The sequence below is a fragment of the Pseudomonas sp. GW822-FHT02D10 genome, assembly GCF_058802345.1.
Map to the genome: position 1 here is coordinate 60,361 of NZ_JBXAOB010000004.1, position 18,200 is coordinate 78,560.

At 57.6% G+C, this 18,200-nt stretch carries 17 protein-coding genes and 1 other RNA gene; 5 read left to right on the forward strand and 13 right to left on the reverse strand.

What is annotated here, in order from left to right; all coding sequences use genetic code 11:
• Positions 1 to 106: 106 nt before the first annotated feature.
• Positions 107 to 991 carry an EamA family transporter gene (locus AC1RPZ_RS08180; RefSeq protein ID WP_493136517.1) on the forward strand — a complete coding sequence of 295 codons (885 nt, stop codon included), beginning with the start codon at positions 107 to 109 and terminating at the stop codon, positions 989 to 991.
• Between the two features lie 188 nt (positions 992 to 1,179).
• Here the strand turns inward: AC1RPZ_RS08180 and AC1RPZ_RS08185 are convergent, their stop codons facing one another.
• The 10 genes from AC1RPZ_RS08185 to AC1RPZ_RS08230 all read right to left on the reverse strand — a co-directional run bounded on the left by AC1RPZ_RS08185 (position 1,180) and on the right by AC1RPZ_RS08230 (position 12,593).
• On the reverse strand, positions 1,180 to 1,821 hold the full coding sequence (locus tag AC1RPZ_RS08185; RefSeq protein ID WP_493136518.1) for a hypothetical protein: 642 nt from the start codon (positions 1,819 to 1,821) through the stop codon (positions 1,180 to 1,182).
• Positions 1,822 to 2,271: 450 nt separating this feature from the next.
• Positions 2,272 to 2,394, reverse strand: coding sequence for a hypothetical protein (locus tag AC1RPZ_RS08190; RefSeq protein ID WP_493136520.1), 123 nt, complete (start codon positions 2,392 to 2,394; stop codon positions 2,272 to 2,274).
• 224 nt (positions 2,395 to 2,618) lie between these two features.
• Positions 2,619 to 3,554, reverse strand: coding sequence for a DUF4760 domain-containing protein (locus AC1RPZ_RS08195; protein WP_493136522.1), 936 nt, complete (start codon positions 3,552 to 3,554; stop codon positions 2,619 to 2,621).
• 521 nt (positions 3,555 to 4,075) lie between these two features.
• Positions 4,076 to 4,469: a transfer-messenger RNA gene (gene ssrA / locus AC1RPZ_RS08200) on the reverse strand.
• A 103-nt stretch (positions 4,470 to 4,572) separates the two neighbouring features.
• Positions 4,573 to 4,848, reverse strand: a complete 276-nt coding sequence (locus AC1RPZ_RS08205; protein WP_493136523.1) for a PA2433 domain-containing protein — start codon at positions 4,846 to 4,848, stop codon at positions 4,573 to 4,575.
• Between the two features lie 152 nt (positions 4,849 to 5,000).
• Positions 5,001 to 7,811: an FAD-binding and (Fe-S)-binding domain-containing protein gene (locus tag AC1RPZ_RS08210; RefSeq protein WP_493136525.1), complete on the reverse strand. Its 2,811-nt coding sequence runs from the start codon at positions 7,809 to 7,811 to the stop codon at positions 5,001 to 5,003.
• Positions 7,808 to 8,479: a LutC/YkgG family protein gene (locus AC1RPZ_RS08215; protein ID WP_493136526.1), complete on the reverse strand. Its 672-nt coding sequence runs from the start codon at positions 8,477 to 8,479 to the stop codon at positions 7,808 to 7,810. Before AC1RPZ_RS08215 ends, AC1RPZ_RS08210 begins: the two co-directional genes overlap by 4 nt.
• Positions 8,479 to 9,933: a LutB/LldF family L-lactate oxidation iron-sulfur protein gene (locus AC1RPZ_RS08220; RefSeq protein ID WP_493136528.1), complete on the reverse strand. Its 1,455-nt coding sequence runs from the start codon at positions 9,931 to 9,933 to the stop codon at positions 8,479 to 8,481. The genes AC1RPZ_RS08215 and AC1RPZ_RS08220 overlap by 1 nt, the downstream gene beginning before the upstream one ends.
• Complete coding sequence (locus tag AC1RPZ_RS08225) at positions 9,930 to 10,754, reverse strand: (Fe-S)-binding protein (protein ID WP_493136529.1); 825 nt, start codon at positions 10,752 to 10,754, stop codon at positions 9,930 to 9,932. Before AC1RPZ_RS08225 ends, AC1RPZ_RS08220 begins: the two co-directional genes overlap by 4 nt.
• Before the next feature lie 150 nt (positions 10,755 to 10,904).
• Positions 10,905 to 12,593, reverse strand: a complete 1,689-nt coding sequence (locus tag AC1RPZ_RS08230; protein WP_493136531.1) for a lactate permease LctP family transporter — start codon at positions 12,591 to 12,593, stop codon at positions 10,905 to 10,907.
• A gap of 261 nt (positions 12,594 to 12,854) precedes the next feature.
• Between AC1RPZ_RS08230 and AC1RPZ_RS08235 the strand changes: the two genes are divergently transcribed.
• Positions 12,855 to 13,622 (forward strand): FCD domain-containing protein, encoded by a 768-nt coding sequence (locus tag AC1RPZ_RS08235; RefSeq protein ID WP_493136533.1) that lies wholly within the window; start codon positions 12,855 to 12,857, stop codon positions 13,620 to 13,622.
• A 155-nt stretch (positions 13,623 to 13,777) separates the two neighbouring features.
• Here the strand turns inward: AC1RPZ_RS08235 and smpB are convergent, their stop codons facing one another.
• Complete coding sequence (smpB, locus tag AC1RPZ_RS08240; protein ID WP_019691770.1) at positions 13,778 to 14,260, reverse strand: SsrA-binding protein SmpB; 483 nt, start codon at positions 14,258 to 14,260, stop codon at positions 13,778 to 13,780.
• Between the two features lie 181 nt (positions 14,261 to 14,441).
• On the opposite strand from smpB, the gene AC1RPZ_RS08245 reads away from it, so the two are divergent.
• Positions 14,442 to 14,876, forward strand: a complete 435-nt coding sequence (locus AC1RPZ_RS08245) for a type II toxin-antitoxin system RatA family toxin (RefSeq protein WP_493136534.1) — start codon at positions 14,442 to 14,444, stop codon at positions 14,874 to 14,876.
• Complete coding sequence (locus AC1RPZ_RS08250; RefSeq protein WP_493136536.1) at positions 14,869 to 15,186, forward strand: RnfH family protein; 318 nt, start codon at positions 14,869 to 14,871, stop codon at positions 15,184 to 15,186. Before AC1RPZ_RS08245 ends, AC1RPZ_RS08250 begins: the two co-directional genes overlap by 8 nt.
• A gap of 61 nt (positions 15,187 to 15,247) precedes the next feature.
• On the opposite strand, the gene AC1RPZ_RS08255 is transcribed toward AC1RPZ_RS08250, so the two are convergent.
• The gene (locus tag AC1RPZ_RS08255; protein ID WP_493136537.1) at positions 15,248 to 15,775 is read right to left on the reverse strand and encodes an outer membrane protein assembly factor BamE; all 528 of its coding nucleotides are present in this window, start codon (positions 15,773 to 15,775) and stop codon (positions 15,248 to 15,250) included.
• A 97-nt stretch (positions 15,776 to 15,872) separates the two neighbouring features.
• Between AC1RPZ_RS08255 and fur the strand changes: the two genes are divergently transcribed.
• Positions 15,873 to 16,277: a ferric iron uptake transcriptional regulator gene (gene fur / locus AC1RPZ_RS08260; RefSeq protein WP_019691775.1), complete on the forward strand. Its 405-nt coding sequence runs from the start codon at positions 15,873 to 15,875 to the stop codon at positions 16,275 to 16,277.
• A gap of 75 nt (positions 16,278 to 16,352) precedes the next feature.
• On the opposite strand, the gene recN is transcribed toward fur, so the two are convergent.
• Complete coding sequence (gene recN, locus AC1RPZ_RS08265) at positions 16,353 to 18,026, reverse strand: DNA repair protein RecN (RefSeq protein ID WP_493136539.1); 1,674 nt, start codon at positions 18,024 to 18,026, stop codon at positions 16,353 to 16,355.
• Between the last annotated feature and the right edge of the window lie 174 nt (positions 18,027 to 18,200).

Sequence of the window (18,200 nt, forward strand, 5' to 3'; positions counted from 1 at the left end):
TGATCTATGACCTGATAGTGCAAGCGAGCCATTGCTCCTATTACGCATAGTGGGGCCGTGGTTGGGGCATACAGCCGCCGGCCCTGCTTTCTGGAAATAGAACCTAATGCAGAGAAAACACCTGACCCTGGCCGTGTTAGTGACGGCTGTCTGGGGCCTGAACTTTCCCATCACCAAACTGGGTCTGGCCGCTATTGATCCGCTGTTGCTGACAGCTCTTCGCTTTACGCTGGGGGCGTTGCCGTGGGTGTTTTTTGTCAGACGTCCGCCGATCGCCATGGGGTGGCTGGCCGCCTATGGATTGATTTTCGGGGTCGCTATGTGGGCGTTGATCAACCTGGGTATCGAGCTGGGTGTGCCACCAGGGACTGCTGCCCTGTTAATCCAGTTCAGTGCTTTTTTTACCTTGGGTTGGGGAGTGTTGCTGTTTCGCGAGCATCTGAGTCTTGGACAGACTCTTGGCGTGGGGCTCGCAGCACTGGGCTTGATCAGCATTATCTTCAGCAGCCCCGGCCATGCGACGACAGTGGGTTATGGCTTGTTGCTGGTGAGCGCATTTAGCTGGAGTGTCGGCAACGTCATCATCAAGCAGTCAAAGGTCCGGGAGATGTTTGCCTTTGTGGTGTGGGCCAGCCTGTTCCCGCCGATTCCCTTGCTGGTGCTCACCTGGCTGGCGCACGGCTCCGCCCCCTTCACCACCTTGGTAACACACCTTGAGTGGGTGTCGGTGTTCTCGCTGTTGTTTCAGGTCTACGCGGCGACGCACTTCTGTTATTGGGGCTGGAATCTATTGCTGCGAGAGTATCCGGTTTCCAGGGTGGCACCGCTGTCTTTGCTGATTCCGGTATTTGGAGTCGCAGGTTCGATGCTGATGCTTGGGCATAGGGTTGATTTCAACGAAGGGATTTCGATTGCGTTGATTCTATCGGCGCTTGCCGTGGGGTTGATGAAGGGGCGCGAGCCGGTACGGATTGCACAGGCTGGGGAATAGAGGCGAGGAGCTGGCGATGTTGAGGTCTGATTGCGGGAGATGAGAAGTCTTTTGCTCAAACCCCAGATGCAACAAAGCCCGCACAAGGCGGGCTTCGTTGATGCTTCGTTTGGTGGGTCGGGGGGATCTGAACCCCCATCTATCGCCTGTAATCCGTGGCTTGCAGCGTAAAGGCTGCCGTTTTGCTGTCATTGTGTTGACGGAAACAAACTGGCAGAAGCCCAGGCTTTGAGGCGTGCTTGAGGGAACGTCTTTGTGATGCCGTTGAAGATTCGGGTATAGATTGGTGATTTCTCGCGACCAATTATTCCCGCGGCATACATATTTCTATACATCTCTCCGCCGTCTTTTCTGTAGTCGTCAAAAAATCTGAGTGTTTTGACGTCGGCATAAACCTCGGCTTTCACTAGGTCCATTGTCTTATCGATGAGGTTGAAATTTTTTCCTAGTTTCAAGTCTTGTGCATGCATCAATTCATGGTGAAGAAATAAAGTTTGGATAAGCCAATATAACTCTGGGTGGTCATGCTCACTCACTCCAGATGCGGATGTTTTAAGGAAAATTGCGCTCGCTGGGGCGCCTCCAACCATGAAGTTCACCGTAAAACCGTCAGCGTTGTCGACCGTATATCCATCGCTGCTGTTGACGCTTTTGTCAGTAAATTTCAGTATTTCGTCAAACTTGATATTGGCGTTATCCAAATCTGATTCTGGTGTTCTTGATGAGTGGATAACGTCAATGAAGGTAATATTTGGGCAAACGTGCGAGTAGGCTGCTTTTATCTGTTTGAAAATGGACTGAAATGCCGAATCATTATCCAGGAACTGCATTATCTTTTCTCCCTGAGCTTGGTTTGTTCCAGAGTTTCTCTGCCTTAGCCCCTGCCTCGCTATTGGCAGACGGCATCCATCTGCCATACACCCTGGCAATCATAGTTCAGTCCGTGTGGCCCATCTGTTTCGCAACCCACATCGGATGCTCGCCGGCGGACAGCATCATCGAAGCATAGGTGTGCCGCGCCTGATATGGCCGACGGTACCGAACACCGGCCTTCTTCATTGCCGGCACCCACATCGTTTTCCGGATCGGCCCGTCGCCGGCTCAGCGCTCGAGTGTGCACGGGTTCTGAAAGGCTTCGAAGTCTGCCAGGAACGTGTACGCCTTCTGAGCTTTCAACGCCACTATTGCAGGCCTGAGCAGCTTAACTCTATGGCGTCCTGCGGCGGTCTTTGTGGCTTCAGCCTTCCCTTTGTCCGCCTCACCATCACTTCTTCGTGCAGTCAGTCGATGTCGCCCAGCATAGCCTGCTGTTCTTCAGGGCTGAACGGGTCGACGTCATCCTCTTTGGGTGGCGCATCTTTTAAGGAGTACGTCCAACCGGCCAGCGGGTTCACCTCGATCAACTCTTCTTCTGCAGCATCATCAAGCGCGGATCACCGCTCTAGCACGAGGGTTTGAATGGTGGCATTTTGAGGCTGCATCAGCCAAAGCATCACCACAAATGACTGCGCTGGTGGTGCTACACACTACTACTACTACGCGACCAGCATGAAGACCCAACTGGCCTGGACGAAAGGCGCAACGCATGGGGCATCACGTCTTCTTCAAGAATGTGCCCTGACAACCGTTAGGGGTTCAAAACGACACCTTCGTTAGTAACAAGCGTTGGCGGTGCGACAGGTACGTCTGCGGTGTCCAACGGTTTATTTGCTATTAGAATACTTTGGAGTTCCGCGCCTGCTGGATAGCGCACTCCAATTGCCGAGTTATCAGGGTTCGACCTGTACTTTTCGACGCAGGACTCGCCGTTCCATTCCTTGGTGAGCCGGATGATTCCCTCAAACGCCCTCGGCTCACCCTTTTGTGCTTCGATAATTAGGTGAAAGCCGCGGCGCTCGATTCCCGCTAATATCGTAGAGAAACACTCTCGAAGCAGGCAGTCGTCCAGATCCCGATACTTTATCCCTTGAGCCAGAAATTCGAAATAATTCAAAACATAAATAGTGCCGCTTATGGCCTTGTCGATCGGTTCCGGAACCTCGGTGTGTCTGAATTCTTCTTTATTGGGGCTAAAGCGCCACTCCGCCAGTTCCGCGCATACCACGCTTGCGCGGTACACTTTTCCACTATTTCGGGTCTGGTCTTGATATTCGCTACTAGTCCGAGACGCCATGATGATGTTGAGAGTATGTGTTCGGCGCGTATTGGCCGCTGTTGTGATCGCTTGGATCCACCAGCCCATGCCCACAAATGTACCCGTGACCAAGATTGAAAGGGATGTCTGGTAGGTAGGCGCGTACCGAAGGATCACATAGCTGGATACGATCACTGTCCAAATTATTGTACTGAACAGAGGCAGCATTTCGGCCGTGTCTGAGTATTTCGACCTAATAAATTGATGCACGCCCATGACGGCGGTCAGAGCACCAGTGCCTACGATGAACGCGTCGACGATGTCTAGCGGAAAGGGCAGCGGCGAGGGAAATGAATAAAGCAGAACCAAGCGTATGATGATTCCAAGAATGAAGCAGGTAGCGCTGACACCGATCCAGAATTTGCTCATGGCATTCCTTGCTAGGATTAGGAAATTAAAAAAGGCCCCGGAGGGGCCTTTTGTCTGACAGGGCTTGTTAACCTTCACCAACACCAGTTTTCAACATTTTCATCTCCCTAGCTCTCCTCTATTTACCTTGGCTGAAGCAATTGATACTGCTTCACCGGCAACCGAACCGAATCAGTTGCTAAAAATCTGATTGTGCGCGGCCTCTAATGTTCCAGCCTCTCGCTCATGTACATAGGATTAGGCTACCAATCGATTCGCGTCAAGTACCGCCAGTAGCTTTCGGTTTCGAATCTTTCTGTCGGGGGGATGGATTCGAACGAGCCGCGACTCTATCAAACCGTTTCGTATCTGCCCATCTTATCGGGATGATTTTTACAATTCAGTTCGATGCGAAGCCTAGGGACAACCCCGCTGCTTCACCGCGCCCCAGATAAGCTGTCATTACGGAGCCAAAACCACCCATTCAGACACAAAAAAGGCACTTGCGATAATCGCTAAGTGCCTGATTTGTAACGCTTATTTGGTGGAGCCGGGGGGATTTGAACCCCCGTCCGCCAGTACTCCGCTGTCGGTACTACATGCGTAGCCGTGTCTATTAAGTTAACCCTCAGCGACCCGACGGGCAGGGTGCTTTGGGCGAGTTGTGTAAGTTTTAGCCGCTTCGTCCACAACGTACTGCACGGCGATTCTGTTCTATATGACAATCACTTTGGGTTTACAGACATCCCCTGATGATTGCTGGACCCGAAGGTACCAGGAGGGAAGGGCTAAGGCTGCTTACGCAGCGAGAGCGTATTCCCCGTAGGTTTCGTCATTGGCAACTATAGGAAGTTGCAACAGTGGATTTACGAGTTCTGTTACCAACTCGGCATGCACCTAAAGTTTCGCAACCGGCGTCGAATCCTAAACGGCCCCGAACTCACTGCTCTGTGAATCAATTCGAGCAGCAAGCGTGTGTAGTGTACGCCAATGCGTGAGGCGAGTCGACCTTCTGTCCAGCGTGCGCGTCAGGGCCGGGTTACTGGCTGTTCTTATGGCTTTGAACGGACTGCAGCGCCTGCTGCGTCAGGGCTACGCATTCCCGGTCGTTTTTCGCGGCATAGGCAGATTTGGCTTGCTGGAGTTTGCTTGTGGCGTCGCTTTGTGTGGCGGCATCCAGCTTGGTCGCATTGGCCAGTTCGCTCGTGAGTGTTTGAAGGTTCCTCGCGCACAGATCGCTCTCGTTTGAGGCAAAGGCGTGGGCGGTTGTCAGTGTGGCGCAGATAAGCAGTCCGACCAGGGCGGATCGCTTCATGGGGTCTCTCCTCGAACAACATCAGGTTGGGCTTAACAGATGGACTGTAGCGGCACACAAGGGTTCTTGTGATGGGGGAAAAAAGAGATTTTTTTCGTCGGCAGGAGATTACAGCAAAGGGGCAGAGTGCCCCTTGCTGGTTGGCGTCGATTTCAGGCCGTCCTGGCCTGGGTCACCCGGTCCACCAGGTAGACCAACCCGTGGTAATCGATCCCGCCATGCTGGCTCAGGCCGATTTCACAGGTGCGGCTGGTGGAGATGCCTTCGCTGCAATGCTGCACGGCGTCTTTCAACGTGCGCAGTGAGTGAGCGTTCAATTCAGGCGTGGTGAACCCTTTGTCACCGGCAAACCCGCAGCAGTGAATGCCTTCCGGAATCACCACGTTTTTACTGCAACGTCGCGCCAGATCGATCAATGCCTGGCTCTCGCCGAGGTGCTGAGTGCTGCAGGTGACGTGCACCGCAATCGGCTCTTCCTGGGGTATGAAGTCCAGTCGGTCGATCAAGTGGGTGCGAATGAAGCGCACCGGGTCGTACAGGTCCAGGCGCACATCGCCAAGGTCTTGCACCAGGCGCAAGGTGCAAGGGCTGGTGTCGCAATAGATCGGGTCAAGCCCGCCACGACTGGCGTGCAGCAGCGCACCGATCAGCTCCTGGCGTTTGTGTTCGGCCTGTTCCGTGTAGCCTTTGGAGGCGAACGGCTGACCGCAGCAGAGGTTGTCCTGATTACTCGGCGAGACCACTTGGTAGCCGGCTTTTTCCAGCAGGCCGCGAGTCTTGTCGTAGAGCGACATCTGTTCCTTGTCGCCGGCCGCCGGGCCCATGACCCGCGACACGCAAGCCGCCAGATAGACCACGCGCGGGCGCTCGTCGGTCACTGTCGGGCTGAAGCGAATCGCTCGTTCCGGTTGCGGCATGGCATTGGTCCACTGCGGGATTTGCCCTTTGGACAGTTTGCTCAGCGCGGCGGAAATCTTCGTCAGCCGTGGCGCGCCCAGCAGCATCCGCGCCCCGTTGGCCACGTGCAGCGTGAAGCGCGCACCTTGTAGTGCGGCGGCGAAATTTCCTTCCAGCCAGTTGGCGGTTTTCGTCCGGGTTGCCGTGCGGGCACGGAGTTTTTTCACCAGCTCGCCGGTATTGATTCCGACCGGGCAGCGTTGCGCGCACAGTCCGGTGGCAGCGCAGGTGTCGAGGCCTTGATATTGATAAGCCTCTTCCAGCTCTGAGGTGTCGATGCCAGTGCGCTTTTTCGCCTGAATGTCACGCCAGATCACAATGCGCTGGCGCGGGCTCAAGGTCAGGCCTTTCGACGGGCAGACCGGTTCGCAGAAGCCGCATTCGATGCACTTGTCCACAATCTCGTCGGCGGCCGGCAGCGGTTTCAGGTGCTTGAGGTGGATCTGCGGATCCTCGCTCAACACCACGTCCGGATTGAGGATGCCGTTCGGGTCGAGCAGGCGCTTGAGCTGCCACATCAACTGGTAGGCATCGCTGCCCCATTCCAGTTCAACGAAGGGTGCCATGTTGCGCCCGGTGCCGTGTTCGGCTTTCAGCGAGCCGCCAAACTCGACGGCGACCAACTGCGCTACGTCGTCCATGAACGCCTGGTAGCGTGCGACTTCTTCCGCGCTGTTGAAGCCTTGGGTGAAGACAAAGTGCAGATTGCCTTCCAGTGCGTGGCCGAACAGGATCGCTTCGTCGTAGTGGTGTTTGTCGAACAGTTCTATCAAACGGTTCACGCCAGCCGCCAGTTGCTCCACCGGGAAGGTCACGTCTTCAATGATCACCGTGGTGCCGGTTTTACGCACCGCGCCGACGGCGGGAAAGGTGTCCTTGCGGATCGCCCAGAGCTTGGCGTTTTCTGCCGGATCTTCAGTGAAGTCGACCTGCTTCTCCACCGGGAACGCGATCAGCGAACGCATGATCTGCGCCAGTTGCTCGTGCAACAACGCAGTGGATGCAGCGCGGGATTCGATCAACAGCGCACAGGCGTTGGCCGACAGTTGCTGGACGAAAGCCGGCATGCCGGGTTTGTCCTGTACCGAGCGCAGGCTGCGGCGGTCGAGTAACTCCACAGCCGAAACCGGTTGGCTTTTCAGCACCGTGACAGCGTTGCAGCAGGTTTCGACATCCGGGAAAACGATCAGCGCCGAAGCCTTGTTCGGGTGGTCAATTACCGTGTCGTAAGTCACCGCGCTGATGAAACCGAGGGTGCCTTCGGAGCCCACCAGCAGGTGGCTCAAGATATCCACAGGCTCGTCGAAGTCCACCAAGGCATTGAGCGACAGGCCGGTGGTATTTTTCAGACGGTATTTGTGGCGAATTTTTGCGGCCAATTCGGCATTGGCGCGGGTCTCGCGGCCCAAGGTCGCCAGACGATCCAGCAGTTCCGCGTGACTGTTGCGAAAAGCCGCGACACTGGTGGCGTCCTCGGTGTCGAGGCGACTGCCGTCGGCCAGCACCAGGCGAATGCCGGCCAGCGTGTGGTAGGTATTTTGTGCGGTGCCGCAGCACATGCCGCTGGCGTTGTTGGCGACGATACCGCCGATTTTGCAGGCATTGATTGACGCCGGGTCGGGGCCGATCTTGCGGCCGAACGGTGCCAGCCAGGCGTTGGCTTGTGCGCCGATCACGCCCGGTTGCAGGCGGATTTGTGTGCCCTGACCGCGAATCTCACGACCGTTCCAGTTGTCGCCGAGCACGATCAACACCGAATCGCTGATGGCCTGGCCAGAGAGGCTGGTGCCTGCCGCGCGGAAGGTCACCGGCACCTGATCACGTTGCGCCAGTTTGAGCAGGGCAACCACTTCGTCTTCAGACTCGACGCGGATCACCAGTTTCGGGATCAGCCGATAGAAGCTCGCGTCGGTGCCAAAGGCCAGGGTCGACAGCGGATCGTCGAAACGCCGGTCATGGGGAATCAGCTGCTGCGCATCGCGCAGGAAAGCGGCCGGTAGACTCATTGGTCCTCCAAAATCAGCACCACCAGGTCTTTCGGGCCGTGGGCGCCGTAAGCCAGGACTTGCTCGATGTCGGCGGTTTTCGACGGGCCGGACACCAGCAAGGCATTGGTCGGCATGCCTTGGGCCCACTCGAACTCTTGCTGCACCTGATAGAAGTTGTCGCGAATTTCACTGGCCTTGAGCAGGGCGAAATGCACCGGCGGCACCAGGCTCATCAGCCGTGGTTCTTCGCGGGTGGGCCAGATAATCAGGCTGCCGGTGGCGGCGATGGCGCCGAGGGTGGTGGTCAGGCTGGCCGGGGTGTCGTTGAACAGCTCGGCTTTCCATTCTTCTACCGGACGGTCATAGGCCTTCAGTGTGGGCAGCTCGGGATTGTTCGCCCAATGCTGCGTGACACGTTGACCATGGGGAGTAGTCGGTGCGATCAACAGGCTCGGCAACTGACGGTCGCGCAGCAATTGTGCGAGCAACTCGGGCCAGCCTTGTTCGCTGGTCAGGTGGATTTGGGTATGCACCGCTTCCATCAGTTTGCGCAGTTGCGGGATGCGTTGCTCTGGGGGGTAAGTGTAAGGCTCGGTCACCAGTGCTTCGTCGAAGTTGTCAGGCACCGGCGTGGTGCCGGTCAGACTGTTGCGCAGTTTGGCGAGGATGTTTTGCTTGGCGCTCATCAGCGATCTCCCTGTTTGGCCAGATGCTCGCGGGCCATGTCGTGCAGTGAGCGAGCGGCGGGTTTCGGTGCGCTGTGGTTTTGCGTCCAGGGGCCAATGTTGCTTGGCGTGAGGGCGCGCAGGCGAGTGGCGAAGAAGCCGAACAGCCGATACAGCGTCGGCGAGCTGTTGAGCTTCGCCCAGGCGTTCCAGATGAAGCGCTCTTTGCGCGAGAACTTGCTGCCTTGACCGCGCATCACTTGATGAGGGCTGTCAGGGGCTTTGACGTTTTCTTCGCGTAGGCGGCGCAGCAGTGCCGGGATCGGAATTTTTACCGGGCAGACTTCACCGCAGGCGCCGCACAGCGACGAGGCGCTTGGGTGGTCCGGGACTTTCGCCAGGCCAACCATGTGGGGGGTGATGATCTTGCCGATCGGGCCTGGATAAACCTCGCCATACGCATGACCGCCGATGCGCGTGTAAACCGGGCAATGGTTCATGCAGGCGCCGCAGCGGATGCAGTTCAGGGTCTGGCGCAATTCGCTGTCGGCAAAGGCCTGGCTGCGACCGTTGTCGAGCAATACCAGGTGCACTTCTTGCGGACCGTCGAGTTCATGGGCCTTACGCGGGCCGGAGATCATGTTGACGTAAGTGGTGATTGGCTGGCCGAGGGCCGAGCGTGTCAGCAGCGACAACAGCGGCACAACGTCGCGCAGGTTTTCGACGACTTTCTCGATCCCGGTGACAGCGATGTGTACCGGCGGCACGGTGGTCGACATGCGCCCGTTGCCTTCGTTTTCCACCAGCAGCAGGGTGCCGGTTTCGGCCACGGCGAAGTTGACGCCGGAGACGCCGATGTCGGCTTCGAAGAACTTCTGCCGCAAGACCTTGCGACCGATCTGAATGAGTTGGTCAACGTCCTTGGTGTATTCCACGCCAAGTTTGTCGTGGAACAAGGACGCGACCTGACCGGCATTCTTGTGGATCGCCGGCATAATGATGTGTGAAGGCTTCTCGTGGTCGAGCTGGACGATGAACTCGCCCATGTCCGACTCAAGGCATTCAACGCCTTGTTCAGCGAGGACATGGTTCATCTCCATCTCTTCGCTGACCATCGATTTGCCCTTGATCACTTGCCGCGCCTCGTGAGCGCGGATGATCGATAAGACGATGCCATTGGCCTCGTCCACCGTTTCCGCCCAGTGCACTGTCACACCGTTGCGGGTCAGGTTCTGTTCCAGTTGCTCGAGCAGGTCGGGCAACTTGGATAGCGCGCGGGCACGGACTGCATTGCCCAGGGCGCGTAAGTGTTCTCGCTCAAAGGCATCGCTGAAGGACGCTGCCCGCTTTGCCATCAGAGAATCCATCGCGCTTCGAAAGTTGTTTCGCAATTGCGTGTCGGCCAGAGCCTCGTGAGCCCGGGTGCGAAAATCCTCTTCAACCGCTACGGTCGGAATTAGTGTGGAAGTGCTCATAGAGCACCTCCGGTACGCTGCCAGAGGAAGCTGGCCAGATGTTGGCCGCGTAGCGCTTCGTTCTGTTTTTCCAGCGAACCGTTGATGTTCATCAAGCAGCCGCAGTCGGCACTCAGCACCGTGTGTGCGCCGGATTCCTTCAGGGCTTTGGTCTTGTCAGCGACCATCGCACCGGAAATGTCTGGCATTCGGACGCTGAATGTCCCACCAAAGCCACAGCATTCACTTTCGTGATCGTGATCGACCCGTTTCACGTTGCTCAACTGCGACAGCAACTCGCGGCCATGCAAATGGGTGTTCATCTCACGCCGTGCCGAGCACGAGGTGTGCAGTGCCACTTTGACCGGTTCACCGCTGTCCTTGAGCTGCACCTTGCAGACGAACAGCAGAAATTCAGCCAACTCGTAGGTCCGTGCCGCCAGGGCCTGAACCTGTTTCAACGTGTCCGGCTCGTCCTTGAACAAGTCGGCGTAATGTTCACGCAGCATGCCCGCACAGGAGCCCGAAGGCACCACCACCGGATAGTCCCCGGCAAACAGCGCCAGTTGCGAACGCGCTACGGTCCGGGCCTGTTCGGTGTAACCCGAGGTGTAGGCCGGTTGTCCGCAGCAGCTTTGCCCTTGCGGGTACTCGACGCGAATGCCTTCGTGTTCGAGCAGGTGAATCGCGTCCATCCCGGCCTCGGGATAAAACAGGTCGACCACACACGTGCCGAACAGGTAGACCTGCTGCGGTTTCTCGCTAGGGTATTGGCGCGGTTCAGGCAGTGGCGGGGCGACACGGGTCGCGTTCGGTACAGCGTTGTAAAAAAGCTCGCTCATCAGGCGTGTCTCCGGGTGGTCCCGGTTATTCGTCTGCTGAGGCTGCTGACTATAAAGCGGGAAGCTTTCAGCAGCCTTGCAGACCGGGTGGTGAGTCGCTGACGCCGGGGGCAAAGCCCAGCGTCGGTTCTTTCTGTGTTGCTCGTAGTCTTAGTGCACCAGCATGCCAGTGAACCAGTAGGCCTGGGCCAGCGTAATCAGGCCGACGATAGTGGCAAAGAATAGGCTGTGCTTGAGGGTGAAGCGGAACAGGTCGGATTCCTTGCCCACCAAGCCGGTCGCGGCGCAGGCCACGGCGATCGATTGTGGCGAGATCATCTTGCCGGTCACGCCACCGCTGGTGTTCGCCGCGACCAGCAAGGTGTCGTTGACGCCGATCTGGTGCGCGGTGGTCGCTTGCAGCGAACTGAACAGCGCGTTGGACGAGGTGTCCGAACCGGTCAGAAACACGCCCAGCCAACCGAGGAATGGTGAGAAGAACGGGAAGGCTGCGCCGGTGGCTGCCAGTACCAGGGCCATGGTCGACGACATGCCCGAATAGTTAGTAACGAAGGCGAAGGCCAACACCATGCCGATCGACAGAATAGGCCAGCGCAGCTCAAAGAACGTTTCTTTTAAAGTGGTAAGACCAATTTTCAGGTTGATCTTGAGGATCAGCATCGAGATCAGTGCGGAGAAGAAAATCGCCGTGCCGGTCGCCGAAATCGGGTCCAGTTTGAATACCGCCGGAATGGCGGTCGGGTTGGCTACGATCGGCGCAACTTTGATCACCATTTGATCCAGGTGCGGGATGGCGAAGTTGAACACCCAGCTGTACATCGAGCCGCCGGCGGCGAACATCGCCTTGAAGGGTTTCAGTGTCCAGATGGTCACCAATACAGTAAGAATCAGGAACGGCGACCAGGCTTTGAAGATCTCGCCGAAGCTGTACGGCGAAGGCTGGGTCGTACGCGGCTGGCCGAAACCTCCGGCGCTTCTCACGGTTGCGGCACCGACGCTGGCGGTCGCTTCGGCGAACGAACGCTTGGGCTGCCAGACTTTGAGGAACAGGGTCAGGGAGACCAGGCTGACCAGTGCCGAGGTGATGTCCGGCAGCTCGGGGCCAATGAAATTCGAGGTGAAGAACTGGGTGACGGCAAAGCTTGCGCCCGCCACCAATGCTGCCGGCCAGGTCTCCTTGACCCCGCGCAGGCCGTCCATCATGAACACCAGCCAGAACGGCACGAACAACGACAGCAATGGCAGCTGACGGCCAGCCATGGCGCCGATCTTGAACGCGTCGATGCCTGTCACTTGCCCGGCAACGATGATCGGAATCCCCAGTGCACCGAAGGCAACGGGAGCGGTGTTGGCAATCAGGCACAGGCCGGCGGCGTACAGCGGGTTGAAACCCAATCCTACGAGCAGCGCGGCGGTAATTGCCACCGGTGCGCCGAATCCGGCGGCACCTTCCAGGAATGCGCCGAAGCAGAAGCCGATCAGCAGCACTTGCAGGCGTTGGTCGTCGGTAATCGACAGCACCGAGCTGCGGATCACTTCGAACTGGCCGCTTTTGACCGTCAGTTTGTAGAGGAACACCGCAGCCACGATGATCCAGGCGATCGGCCACAGTCCGTAGGCAAATCCATAGCCAGCGGCGGCGAAGGCCATGTCGACAGGCATCTGGAAGGCAAGGATCGCCACCAGAATCGACAACGCCAGGGTAATGCTCCCGGCGACGTGTCCTTTGAGGCGGAACACGGCCAGAGCCAGGAAGAAAAATACGATGGGGATAACGGCCGCGAGCGCGGACAAGCCGAGACTGCCGAGCGGGCTGTAAAGCTGTTGCCAGGTTTGCATATGGGGTGGCCCCTAATTGTTGTTGGTCAGGCACTGGTCAGCGTTCTTGGATAATTGGTAATACCAATTTACAATCGCTGTCGGCTAGGGTAAAAGCCTTGGGTGTGGTGTGTCAATTTGCCGTCCTGAAACTTTCGTCGAATGAGCGGTGCAGAAGTCATCTGATCTGTTCGATCAAACGCTGTCTGGTAGGTGCTGGCGCGACGCCAATAGGCCAGAATAGAGAGCCCGGCGAGCCGTCGGGATCGTGGAGAAAGAGTTATGGGGTTTGATCAGATTCGTCAGCGCCGTTTGTCTGACGATATTGTCGAGCAGCTCGAAGGGATGATTCTTGAGGGCACGCTGAAGTCCGGTGAGCGATTGCCGGCGGAGCGCGCCTTGGCCGAGCAGTTCGGTGTGTCGCGCCCTTCATTGCGTGAGGCGATCCAGAAACTGACGGCCAAAGGGCTGCTGGTCAGTCGTCAGGGCGGCGGCAACTATGTGGTTGAATCGCTCGGTTCAACCTTCAGCGATCCGTTGCTGCACCTGCTGGAAAGCAACCCGGAAGCCCAGCGTGATCTGCTGGAGTTTCGCCATACGCTGGAAGCTTCATGCGCCTATTACGCCGCATTGCGCGCGACGGATGTTGATCGCGAGCGACTGACCGCGGCATTCGAAGAGTTGCAGGACTGCTATTCGCGTCATGATCAAGTGAGTCGGGCGGAGGAGGGCGCGGCGGATGCGAAGTTTCACCTGGCCATTGCCGAGGCCAGCCACAACGCAGTCTTGCTGCATACCATTCGCGGGTTGTTCGATCTGCTCAAGCGCAACGTGGTGACCAACATCGGTGGCATGTATAAACAGCGCACAGAAACCCGCGACATGCTGATCAGTCAGCACCGGGATTTGTATCAGGCGATTATCGAAGGGTGCGCAGAGCAGGCGCGAGAAATTTCCAGCCGGCACATTCTGTATGTGCAGGAAGTGCTTGAAGAGGTGCGTCAGGAAATGCAGCGCATGGCTCGGGCGGAGCGGCGCAAGGGGATGTAGGCTGAGTTCTGTCAGTTAAGTCTTTATCGCTTATGCGATTGTATTCGCGAGCAAGCCCGCTCCCACAGGTTCCAGGTCTGCCACATAAATGTCGGCATTCATAGATCGTGTGGGAGCGGGCTTGCCCGCGAAAGCGGTTTCAAGCAGCAGGAAGGTCAGTCTTCCTTGCCCTTGTTACGCACCGCGCGCTGCAACTCGCGACCGGCATCGCGTTCGCGTTCGGTATCGCGCTTGTCGTATTCCTTCTTGCCCTTGCCCAGAGCGATCTCGCACTTGATCAAGTGCTTGCTCCAGTACAACGACAGGCAGACGCAGGCGTAACCTTTCTGCTGCACGGCGGCAAACAGCTTCTCCAGCTCACGCTGGTTGAGCAGCAGCTTGCGCGTGCGCGTCGGGTCGGCGATGACGTGGGTGCTGGCGGTGGTCAGCGGGGTGATATGACTGCCGAGCAGCCAGGCCTCGCCATCCTTGAGCAGCACATAACTGTCGACCAGTTGTGCCTTGCCTGCACGCAGACTCTTTACTTCCCAGCCGGCCAGGACCATGCCAGCCTCGAACCGGTGTTCGATGAAGTAATCGTGTCGCGCCTTTTTATTCTGCGCGATGGTCCCTTCGGGGTGTTTCTTCTGTTTAGCCATAGGGGCGGCATTATAGGGAGTTGCGCGCGAGTCGGCTACGGTGAACCTGCGTGCTTGAGCGCATTGAGTGAATCCCGGACAATGCGCCCATTGTTTACCCTGATTTTGTTCTTGATGCGCTATGTGGCGCCCATCGGCATTCTTGTAGTGTTTGCCGCCCAGCTGTGGAAGTGACGCTGACATGACGACACATATTCAACGTTCGGCCCTGTTGCCGTATCCCGCGCAAGCGCTCTATGACCTGGTCAATGACGTAGCGCACTATCCGGAATTTTTGCCCTGGTGTTCCGAGGCCGAAGTTCTGGAAAGCTCCGCCGAGCACATGCGCGCTAGCGTGGGTGTGGCCAAGGGCGGGTTAAGCCAGCACTTTGTGACACGCAATACGCTGGTGCCGGGGCATTCGATCGAGATGAATCTCGAAGAGGGTCCATTCAATCAGCTGCATGGTGTTTGGGTGTTCAAGCCGTTGGGTGAGAAGGCCTGCAAAATCAGTCTGGACCTGTCGTTCGATTATGCAGGGCCGATTGTTCGGGCGACGCTGGGGCCGTTGTTCAATCAGGCGGCCAACACACTGGTGGACGCGTTCTGTCAGCGCGCCAAGCAGTTGCATGGTTGAGTCGGTGATAGACGTCGAGGTGGTGTATGCCGCCGTCGATCGCCAAGTGTTGCTCAAGGTGGCGGTGCCCGTGGGCACTACTCTACGAGCAGCATTGGCTGAATCAGGCATCGCCGAGCAGTTCCCCGAGTTGGACCTGGCAACTTGCCCTGTGGGGATTTTCGGCAAGGTTATTGCCGATCCCGAGAGCCGTCAGGTTCAGGCGGGTGACCGGCTCGAGATTTATCGAGCGTTGCTGGCGGACCCAAAAGAAGTCCGCCGGTTACGTGCGGCCAAGGCTGCGGCGCAGGCCAAGGCTCGGGATCAGTAGATTTCCCGAATGACAGACAACAAAAAGCCCGAACGTCTCGGGCTTTTTGTTGTGTCGCATTTTATTGCGGCGCGGTGTCCAGTGGTGCTGGCGTCGGAACCGGGACGGTTTTGACGTTGTCGACGTCCTTCTGGATCTGATCCAGCAGCGAGCCCGGTTTTACCGGTTTCTCTGGCTTCGGCTTCTCGGCGTTTTCAACAGGGGCGGTCACGGTAGTGCCGGTGCCCTTGCCGAGAATGGCTTCGTCACGGCTCACACCAGGCATGAAGTCGCCCGACAGGCTGACAAGCTGGTCGTTAGAGTTGAAGATAACGCTGATGCGTTCCTGTTGGCGTTCACCGCCGCCTGGCTGCAGGCTATACAAGTAATCCCAGCGATCGGCATGGAACGTGTCGGTCAGCAGAGGGTTGCCCATGATAAACCGTACTTGCCGGCGGGTCATTCCCGGGCGTAACTGGTCTATCATGTTCTGCGTGACGACATTGCCCTGCTGGATGTCGATTTTGTAAACCCCGGGGAATGAACAACCGGCGAGTGCGAGCAGTCCCACGAAGGTGAAACTGGTTAGCAGGAGCTTGGTGTTTTGCATCGGTGGGCGACTTCCACTATCTTGGCTGGGACAACGTAAACGCCGATCATACCCGCATTAAGAGAAGCTGCGAAGCAGCATCGCGAGAAAGCTGACCATGGTTGAAAATAGCGAACTACGCAAAGCCGGCCTCAAAGTGACCCTGCCACGGGTCAAAATTCTGCAAATGCTCGATTCCGCTGAGCAACGTCACATGAGTGCTGAAGATGTTTACAAGGCGCTGATGGAAGCTGGCGAGGATGTCGGTCTGGCCACGGTTTATCGTGTACTGACCCAATTCGAAGCAGCTGGTCTTGTGGTCCGTCACAATTTCGACGGCGGCCATGCGGTCTTCGAACTGGCTGACGGCGGTCACCACGACCATATGGTTAACGTGGAGAACGGTGAAGTGATCGAATTCTTCGAGGAAGAAATCGAAAAGCTTCAGAAAGCGATCGTCGAGAAGCATGGCTTCGAGTTGGTGGATCACAACCTGGTGCTGTACGTACGCAAGAAAAAGTAAGCATGTCGCGCGGATTTCCGGTCCGCGAAACGAACGAAGGCGACCCAAGGGTCGCCTTCGTGCTGTCTGGCCTACTTAAATTTTTGCCGTCACGACCATCTTCTTCGCGTGAGCCAGGGACTCCTTGGTCAGATCGATCCCCCCCAGCATTCGCGCTACTTCTTCAATCCGCTCATTTTTACTCAGCCTGGACACGGCGGTGTGCGTGGCATCGTTGCCGCGCACCTTGTGGACAAATAGATGCTGATGGCCCTGGGAGGCCACTTGCGGCAGGTGCGTGACGGTGAGCACTTGTCCGCGCTCCCCGAGGCGGCGTAACAGTTGGCCGACAATTTCCGCGGTGGGGCCGCCAATACCGACGTCCACTTCGTCGAACACTAGTGTCGGTACTCGAGAGGTTTGCGCGGTGATCACCTGGATGGCCAGGCTGATTCGCGACAGCTCGCCACCCGATGCGACTTTGGCCAATGCCTTGAGCGGTTGTCCGGGGTTGGCGCTGACCAGCAGTTCTACCTGTTCGAGGCCGTTGGGCAGCAGTTCGGTGCTGGTGTTGGGGCGTAGCTCGATGGTGAAGCGGCCGCCAGGCATGCCCAGGCGTTGGATTTCCTGTTCGACGGCATTGGCCAGGCTGGTCGCGGCTTGATGGCGCAGATCGCTCAGCTCGCGGGCCTTTTCCTGATAGTGCCTGGCGAAGGCGCCCAGTTCTTCGCTCAGTCGCTCGATGGACTCGTCGTTGGCATTCAGTGTTTCGATCTCGTCCAGCAGTCTTTGCTGAAGCTCTGCGACTTCGGTGGGCTGGATCCGGTGTTTGCGCGCCAGGGTGTAGATCGAGTCCAGGCGTTCTTCGAGTTGCTGTAGGCGTGCCGGATCGGCATCGAAGTGGTCGAGAAAGCGGTTCAGTTCGCCAACGGCTTCTTCGACTTGAATCTGCGCGCTGGTCAGCAGGTTGGTTGCTTCGCCCAGGGCGCCGACCGAGTTGTTCACGCTCGACAGGCGATTGAGGCTCGCCGTCAGGGCGTTCAGTACATTGCCGGAATCGCTTTCGCTGCACTGCTCGACCACTTGTCGGCAAATGCCCAGCAAGGTTTCGGCGTTGGTCAGGTTTTTGTGTTCTTGTTCCAGCTGCTCCAGCTCACTCTCGCCGAGGCCGAGGTTTTCCAGCTCTTCGAGTTGGTAGCTGAGCAACTGGTGGCGAGCACGCTGCTCGTCGCCGGAGTTGGAGAGGCGCTCCAGTTCCTGGCGGGTCTGGCGCCAGCGCTGGGCGGCAAGCTGCACCTGGCGGGCGAGGTCGGTGGCGCCGGCGTATTCGTCGAGCAGTCGCCGGTGCGTGTCGGTTTTCAGTAACGATTGGTGTTCATGCTGGCTGTGGATATCGATCAGCAGTTCGCCGAGGGCTTTGAGGTCGCCAAGCGGGCAGGGGCTGCCGTTGATGTAGCCGCGCGAGCGACCTTCGGCGGTGATTACCCTGCGCAGGATGCACGGGCCGTCGGTATCGAGGTCACGCTCGGCCAGCCAGGCACTGGCTTCCGGGATATCGGCCAGGTCGAACGTGGCCAGGATGTCGGCCTTCTCCGCGCCTGGGCGAACCACGCCGCTGTCGGCGCGATCGCCAAGGGTGAGGCCCAGGGCGTCGAGCATGATCGACTTGCCGGCGCCGGTTTCACCTGTGATCACGCTCATCCCGCGATCGAGTTCCAGATCGAGATGTTCAACGATGGCGTAGTTATGTACAGACAGGTGCACCAGCATAGAGGCCGCTCCCAGGCTTTAGGTCTGGTTATTTATACAGTGTTTTGTTTCGGGCTGACAATGCCTGTGTTTAGCTCGATTTGCTTGGTAAAGGTATTTTTTTAAAACCCGCTGGAATGTCAAATCAGCTGTTTTTGTAAGGGTAATGGTGTTCGGCGGTCTGTCAGCCCTTGA